This is a genomic window from Longimicrobiaceae bacterium (genome assembly GCA_035936415.1).
Classification (GTDB): Bacteria; Gemmatimonadota; Gemmatimonadetes; order Longimicrobiales; family Longimicrobiaceae; genus JAFAYN01.
The window spans coordinates 1-5,236 of the sequence record DASYWD010000435.1; the positions used below are offsets into that span (position 1 = coordinate 1).

The 5,236-nt window shown below is 72.7% G+C and carries 7 protein-coding genes; 5 read left to right on the forward strand and 2 right to left on the reverse strand.

What is annotated here, in order from left to right:
* The 3 genes from VGR37_17730 to VGR37_17740 form a co-directional block, all read left to right on the forward strand.
* A partial coding sequence (locus VGR37_17730) for an ATP-binding cassette domain-containing protein (protein HEV2149247.1) occupies positions 1 to 818 on the forward strand: 818 nt, incomplete at its 5' end.
* A gap of 154 nt (positions 819 to 972) precedes the next feature.
* Complete coding sequence (locus tag VGR37_17735) at positions 973 to 1,464, forward strand: LEA type 2 family protein (GenBank protein HEV2149248.1); 492 nt, start codon at positions 973 to 975, stop codon at positions 1,462 to 1,464.
* A gap of 52 nt (positions 1,465 to 1,516) precedes the next feature.
* Positions 1,517 to 1,726: a type II toxin-antitoxin system HicB family antitoxin gene (locus VGR37_17740; GenBank protein HEV2149249.1), complete on the forward strand. Its 210-nt coding sequence runs from the start codon at positions 1,517 to 1,519 to the stop codon at positions 1,724 to 1,726.
* Positions 1,727 to 1,815: 89 nt separating this feature from the next.
* Here the strand turns inward: VGR37_17740 and VGR37_17745 are convergent, their stop codons facing one another.
* Both VGR37_17745 and VGR37_17750 read right to left on the reverse strand, forming a co-directional pair.
* Complete coding sequence (locus tag VGR37_17745; protein HEV2149250.1) at positions 1,816 to 2,844, reverse strand: hypothetical protein; 1,029 nt, start codon at positions 2,842 to 2,844, stop codon at positions 1,816 to 1,818.
* Positions 2,845 to 2,988: 144 nt separating this feature from the next.
* The gene (locus VGR37_17750; GenBank protein ID HEV2149251.1) at positions 2,989 to 3,507 is read right to left on the reverse strand and encodes a retropepsin-like aspartic protease; all 519 of its coding nucleotides are present in this window, start codon (positions 3,505 to 3,507) and stop codon (positions 2,989 to 2,991) included.
* Positions 3,508 to 3,663: 156 nt separating this feature from the next.
* Here VGR37_17750 and VGR37_17755 point away from each other — a divergent pair, with 156 nt between their 5' ends.
* Positions 3,664 to 3,858 (forward strand): type II toxin-antitoxin system HicB family antitoxin, encoded by a 195-nt coding sequence (locus VGR37_17755; GenBank protein ID HEV2149252.1) that lies wholly within the window; start codon positions 3,664 to 3,666, stop codon positions 3,856 to 3,858.
* A gap of 46 nt (positions 3,859 to 3,904) precedes the next feature.
* Positions 3,905 to 5,236 (forward strand): GTPase HflX (gene hflX / locus VGR37_17760; GenBank protein HEV2149253.1); only part of this gene is annotated, 1,332 nt, incomplete at its 3' end.

The window sequence follows — 5,236 nt, forward strand, 5'->3', positions numbered from 1 at the left end:
GGCCCGGGGTGGGAGTGGCTCCTCGCGGCGGCCGCCGTGAGCGGCGCCGCCGCGGCGGTCTCGGTCGCAGCGGCGGGGAGGTGAGCGTGGAGGGCACGGCCGTGCTGGAGGTGCGCGGGATCGGCAAGGCGTACCGCGGGCGCCCCGTCCTGCGGGACGTGGGCTTCGCCGTGCGCCCCGGCGAGTGCGTCGCGCTGCTGGGCTCCAACGGCGCCGGGAAGAGCACGCTGCTGGGGTGCCTGACCGGCGACCGCCTCCCGGACCGCGGCACGGTGCGGATCTGCGGAGCGGACCCCTTCTCGGATCCCCGGAGCGCGGCGGGGTGTATGGGCTTCGTCCCGGAGCGCCCGTTCCTCTACGAGGAGCTGACCGTGGCGGAGCTGCTGCGCTTCGTCGCCGCGGCCCGCAACCTGCCAGAGACGGAGGCCGCCGACGAGGCCGGGCGCCTCCTGGCGCTCCTGGGGCTCCGCGGCGCGGAGGAGCTGCTCTGCCGGGAGCTGTCGCAGGGGATGGGGCGCAAGACGGCGATCATCGTGGCGCTGCTGCACCGCCCCCGCGCCATCCTCTTGGACGAGGCGCTGAACGGGCTGGACGCTCCCTCCGTGCGCCGGGTGGTGGAGGAGCTGGACCGCCGCCGCGCGCAGGGCGCCGCCGTCCTCCTCTCCAGCCACGACCTGGAGCTGGTGGCGGAGTGGTGCGGCCGCGGCATCCTCCTCGGTCCGGGCGCCCGCTGGGCGTCGCTGGAGGGCGCGGAGTGGGAGGCCTGGCGCGCCGCGCCGACGCTGGAGCTGGGAGCCGGCCCTCACCCGGCGGCCTGAGAGCCGCCACCCTCTCCCAAGTCTGGGAGAGGGGATGAACGGCTGGAGCCCCGTAGTGCTCCCCTCCTCCCTTTGTGGAGAGGGGCCGGAGTCGAGGGGTGCCGGGAGGATTCCAAACGGTGCAGTTCGAAACGAAGAACATGAGGTTGAAGATATGACACGCTCGACGATTCGCGCCGCCTTCTCGCTGGCGCTGGTGCTGCTGGTGACCGCCTGCGGGAGCTTCGGCTTCCGCCAGCCCGAGGTGACGCTGGAGGGGGTACAGCTCGGCGGGCTGGGCATTCGCGGCGGAACGCTGCTGGTGAACGTGCGGGTGGACAACCCCAACCGCTTCGCGCTGAACGCGGAGCGGCTGCGGTACGACCTCGCCGTGCGCGACCCCGGCGCGGGGAGCGACACCGCCTGGATCGACTTCGCCTCCGGCACCTTCGACCAGGATTTCTCCGTCGGCGCCCGCGCCACCGAGACGGTGCAGATCCCGGTGGAGTTCACCTACTCCGGGCTGGGTGGCGCCGCGTCGTCCATCCTCCGCAACGGGACCTTCCACTACCGCGCCGTGGGCGAGGTGGACGTGGGCACCCCCGTCGGCACCCGCGCCGTCCCCTTCCGCAAGCGCGGGACGTTCACCATGGCGGGATCGCGGTAACGCGGATCCGCGTCTCCCTGCCAAAGCAGGTCCGCGGGAGAGGAAGCCGGAGATGCGATTTACCATCGAGACGGACCGCAAGGCGGATGGGCGCTGGATCGCCGAGATCCTCGACCTCCCGGGAGTAATCGTATACGGGGACACGCGCGAGGAGGCCGTGGCGCGCGTTCAGGCGCTTGCCCTGCACGTGGTCGCTGACCGGATCGAGCACGGCGAGAGACCGACCGGGACGGTCGACATCTCGTTCAGCGCTGCTGCGTGAGCGAGTGGCCGGTGACGCAAGACGCCCTGACCTGTAACCGCGGGCGAGCGGGACCACGTGTCCGCTCGCCCGCGGCGCTTTCGGCCGGGTCAGCGCCCGCGGAAGAAGCCGGAGACGCCGATCCCGTCCGGCCCCTCGCCCGCGGGGAGCGTCCGCAGGAGGGTGCTGCTCTCCAGGTCGACGACGGCGATCCCGGATGCCCCGTTGAGGGGGAGGTAGGCGGTCTTCCCGTCCGGCGAGACGCGGGCGCCGCCCGGTCCCCCGGGAATGGGCACCACCGTCTCCTCGCGCGTCGCCACGTCGAAGATGCGCAGGCGGTCCTGCATCGGCGCGGGGACCAGCGCGCGGCGGCCGTCCGGGGTGATGGCGACGCGGTACGGGTGCCCCGGCGTGGGCAGGGTCGCGACCACGTCGCCGCTCCGCAGGTCGAACACGGAGACGGTCCCCGCGGCAAGGCTGCTCACCCAGAGCTGGCTCCCGTCCGGGGTGACGGCGATCCCCTCGCTCCCGGGCCCCGCGGCGTAGGTGCGCACGACCTCGCCGGTCTCCGCGTCGATCTCCGACGCGTTCCCGGCCGCCACGTTCGCGGTGTAGATCCGCCGCGCCCCGGGACCCAGGGCGAGCGTGTGCGAGAGCGGCTGCCCCGTGGGGAGCACCCTTCGGACGCGGCCGGAGGCGAAGTCCACCAGGAGCACGGCGCGGTCCGCCTCCGCGGTGACGGCGAGCACGCTGTCGCCCGGGAGGAAGGCCAGGTCGTGCGGGCGGCGGTAGGACTCGAGCTGGATGGTGCGCGCGGCGGCGAGCTTCTCCACGTCGACCACCAGGAGCGAGCTGCCCACGGTCTCCCGGTCCCCGTAGATGCTCACGACGGCCCAGCGCCCGTCGCCCGAGACGGCGACCTCGTGCGGCCCCGGCGGCGTCGGGATCCGCGCCAGGCGCCGCCCCGTCGCGGCCTCCACCAGGTGCACCGTGGCGTCCCTCTGGTTCGCGACGATCACCACGTCGCCGCGGGGCGTCTGCGCCGGCTTCGGCTTCGGCGCGCGTGCTGCTCCCGGCGCCCACAGTGCCGCGTACGCGGCGAGCACCAGCGCGAGTGCGGTGGTCTGGATCGAGCCCATGGCTCCCCTCTGGTTGGATGAATCGGGTGGTGTTGCCGCGGGGAGGATGGGCCGCCCGGCACGCCCGGGAAACGGCCCCGGGACGAGCGGCGGAGCGGCGGGGGCCGGAGGCCGCCGCCGGGGGATGGACGGCGGGACGCGGCGCTACGGCTCGTGCAGGATGAGCACCTCCCGCTGGAAGTCGAGCGTGACGCGGAACGGCTTCAGGAAGTTGAGCCCCAGGAGGCCGTCCACGTCCACGCCGACCCGGGCCGCGTGGCGGAGGTCCACCTCGCACCCGGTGAGGTCCTCCGCGCGCGCCGAGCCGACCCGGATCGAATCGATCCGCACCAGACGCATCCGTCCCGCGCCGCCGACCCCCGCGCCCATTCCGATCGCCCCGCGCCGCTCCGGCAGCTCCAGGCGGCGGGACGCCTCCGCGTCCAGGCAGGTGAGCGTGGCCCCGGTGTCCAGCACGAAGTCGAACGGCCCCTGGCCGTTGATGAACACCGGCACGATGATCGCGGCGTCGGTCGGGCCGGCGAGCTCGAAGGCCACCTCGCCCGCGGCGCTGTCGGCGGGAGCCTCCACGCGCGCGGGGGCGCCGGTCGTCTCACAGGCGGCGCTGGACGCCACCGCCAGGAGGGCGGCGACGGTGCGGGTGGCGCGGTGGAGGTGTCGCATCGCATCTTGGAGGTGAGGGGTCCGGGGCGGTCGTCGGCAACTTCCGCACCCGGTCCGGGGCCCTACAGTTGCCGCTGCACGGCAAACCGGATGCGGGCTCAGGTGTACTGGTCTCTGCACGGATGGAATGGACGAGCCGCCTGAAAGGAGCACTCGATGAGGACGTTTACGGCCGTGGAGCGTGATCCCGAGTCCGGGGTCTACGTGGGGTACGTACCGGGATTCCCGGGGGTCCACTCACAGGGAGACTCTCTCGACGAGCTGAATCGGAACCTCAGGGAAGTGATCGAAATGCTTCTGGAGGACGGCGAGCCGGAGATGGATGCGGAGTTCGTCGGCTGTTTCGCGTGATCGCGAAGGACTTAGGGATGACCGTCACTGAATTTCTCACGCTCCGGTGACGTCCGGGCCGGCAACCGAAACTGGAGAACGGAACATCAGCACCAAGCAACTGATCGAGCTGGAGGAGCCGCGCGAGCGCGCGGTCCTCGTCGGGGCGCCGGAGAAGGGGCTCCCGCAGCAGCTCGCCGAGGAGCACCTGGAGGAGCTGGGGCGCCTGACCGACACCGCCGGGCCGGAGGTGGTGGGCACGCTCACCCAGAAGATCGACAAGCCCAACCCCAAGTACTTCATCGGCGAGGGGAAGGCGGAGGAGCTGAAGCAGCTGCTCGAGGAGAACGAGGCCACCCTCATCATCTTCGACGACGAGCTCTCCCCGGCGCAGGGGCGCAACCTGGAGCAGTTCACCGGGACGCGGGTGATGGACCGCGCCGAGCTGATCCTGGACATCTTCGCCACCCGCGCCCGCAGCTCCGAGGCGAAGATGCAGGTGGAGCTGGCGCAGCTCCAGTACATGCGTCCGCGCCTCACCCGCATGTGGACGCACCTCTCGCGGTCGCGCTCCGGTCCCGGCATGCGCGGCCCCGGCGAGACGCAGCTGGAGACCGACCGCCGGCTCATCGACCACCGCATCGCGCGGCTGAAGGGCGAGCTGGAGCACGTCGCCCGGCAGCGCGCCACCCAGCGGAAGGGGCGCGAGGGCGTGCTCCGGGCAGCGCTGGTGGGGTACACCAACGCCGGGAAGTCCTCGGTCCTGCGGGGGATGTCCGGCTCCGACGTGTTCGTGGAGGACCGGCTCTTCGCCACGCTCGACCCCACCACGCGCGCGGTGGAGGTGGGCGAGGGCGCCGAGGTGCTCCTCACCGACACCGTCGGCTTCATCCGCAAGCTTCCGCATCACCTGGTCGCCTCCTTCCGCGCGACGCTGGAAGAGGCCGCCGAGGCCGACCTCCTGCTGCACGTGATCGACGCCTCGCACCCCGGGTGGGAGGAGCAGAAGGAGGTCGTGGAGGAGGTGCTGGCGGACCTGGGGCTGCAGGACCACCCCACCGTGCTGGTGTTCAACAAGGTGGACCGCCTCACGCATGGCGAGGAGGAGGCGCTGCGGGCGCGCTCCCCCTCGTACCAGGGCACCCCGGCCGTCTTCGTCTCCACGGTGGAGGAGGGCGGGCTGGAGCCGCTCCGCGAGATGCTGCTGGGGAAGGTGCGCGAGCTGCGCCCCGACGTGCGCATCACCCTCTCCTCCACCCAGGGCGGGATGCTGGCCGAGATCTACCGCGACGGCGAGGTGCTGGAGCGCGAGGACAAGGGCGCGGAGATCGTCCTGCGCGCCCGCCTCCCCGCCTCCACGCTCGGCCGGCTGCGCAGCCGCGGCGTGATGGTGTACGGC